The 1,536-nt window shown below is 33.7% G+C and carries 2 protein-coding genes; both read left to right on the top strand.

Translation table 11 applies throughout. From position 1 onward, the window contains the following. The first annotated feature begins 252 nt into the window (after nucleotides 1–252). Nucleotides 253–1,176 (top strand): replication initiation protein RepM, encoded by a 924-nt coding sequence (repM, locus tag FTV34_RS17385; protein ID WP_005021644.1) that lies wholly within the window; start codon nucleotides 253–255, stop codon nucleotides 1,174–1,176. Between the two features lie 60 nt (nucleotides 1,177–1,236). After that, the coding region (locus FTV34_RS17380; protein WP_257226198.1) for a plasmid replication DNA-binding protein at nucleotides 1,237–1,536 on the top strand (300 nt) is incomplete at its 3' end.

Raw genomic sequence — 1,536 nt, 5'->3', positions numbered from 1 at the left:
GCTTTTAAATGCTTTTAGACATGATCAAGTCTTTGTAAATAAAGGCTTCTAGATCTTATATGACTACGTTTACCTACCAATATGACTACGTTTACCTACCAATATGACTACGTTTACCTACCAATATGACTACGTTTACCTACCAATAATCTACATTATTTTTTTTGTAGATTTAACTACGTTTACCTTGCATTAATCTACATATTTATTATTATAGATTTATATTCATAAGTAATAATGTAGACAAATAAAATGCGGGACTTAGTAGTTAAAGATAATGCCTTAATTAATGCGAGTTATAACTTAGACTTAGTAGAACAACGTTTGATCTTATTAGCTATCGTCGAAGCAAGAGATAGTGGTCGAGGAATCAATGCAAATGACCCCTTAGAAGTGCATGCTGAGAGTTATGTAAATCAATTTAATGTTGCAAGACAAACAGCTTACCAAGCGTTAAAAGATGCTTGTAAGGATCTATTTGTACGTCAATTTAGCTATCAAGAAATTAATAAAAGAGGAAATGTAGAGAATGTTTTAAGTCGCTGGGTGAGCGAGATTAGATATATCGATGATGAGGCTACAGTAAAGTTAATATTTGCCCCTGCAATCGTGCCACTTATTACACGTTTAGAAGAACAATTCACTAAATATGAGTTACAACAGATTAGTAATCTCAGCAGTGCTTATGCTGTGCGGTTGTATGAATTATTAATTGCTTGGCGTAGTACGGGTCAAACTCCAATTATCGAACTAGCAGAGTTCAGACAAAAAATAGGCGTTCTTGATGATGAATATACAAGAATGGGAAATTTTAAAGATCGAGTATTAAATCTAGCTATTGCCCAAATTAATGAACACACGGATATTAACGTCCAATGTCAGCAACATAAAAAGGGACGTAATATTTCTGGTTTTTCATTCAACTTTAAACTGAAAAAAGTCGTTATAGCTCATAACAAAGAGCAAACTGCTCTTGAGATTTTCTCAAAATTTACCGATGCACAGCGTCATCTTTTTGCCAGTAAACTGTCTGAGCTTCCAGAGATGAATAAATATTCTCAAGGTACTGAAAGCTACTCACAATTTGCAGTTCGAATTTCTGAAATGCTACGAGATCCACAAAAATTTGAAGAACTACTCCCATATCTAAAAAAAGTAGGCTTTAATACAAAATAAACTTCATGTTCAGATTGGATGTTCACATAAACATCCTTGTACACGTACTGAGGGATTCCATTGAACACAACAAAATTTAGCGTTATGGACGCAAGTAAAGCCTTTAAAAAATCACGTACAACAATATACGAGGCTTTAAAAAGTGGTGAATTATCAAGAGATCATGATGGTCTTATAGACTTATCTGAACTTATCAGAGTTTATGGCAATCCAGTCGGTGTTCAGTCCAGTACACGTACTGAACAAGTTCAGAAGGATGTACAGGTACACGTTCAATCTGAAGTTGAAAATGTATTAAAAGATCAGATTTCTTTACTCAAAAATCAGTTAGATTTAGCAAATCAAAGAGAAAAGTCTTTG

Source organism: Acinetobacter sp. YH16038, assembly GCF_013417275.1.
Taxonomy (GTDB): Bacteria; Pseudomonadota; Gammaproteobacteria; order Pseudomonadales; family Moraxellaceae; genus Acinetobacter.
This window is presented reverse-complemented; position numbering and strand designations above follow the sequence as displayed.

What these genes read in the sequence shown, in the direction of transcription:
- repM (WP_005021644.1), top strand. Translation starts at nt 253, where the DNA reads ATGCGGGACTTAGTAGTTAAAGATAATGCCTTAATTAATGCGAGTTAT.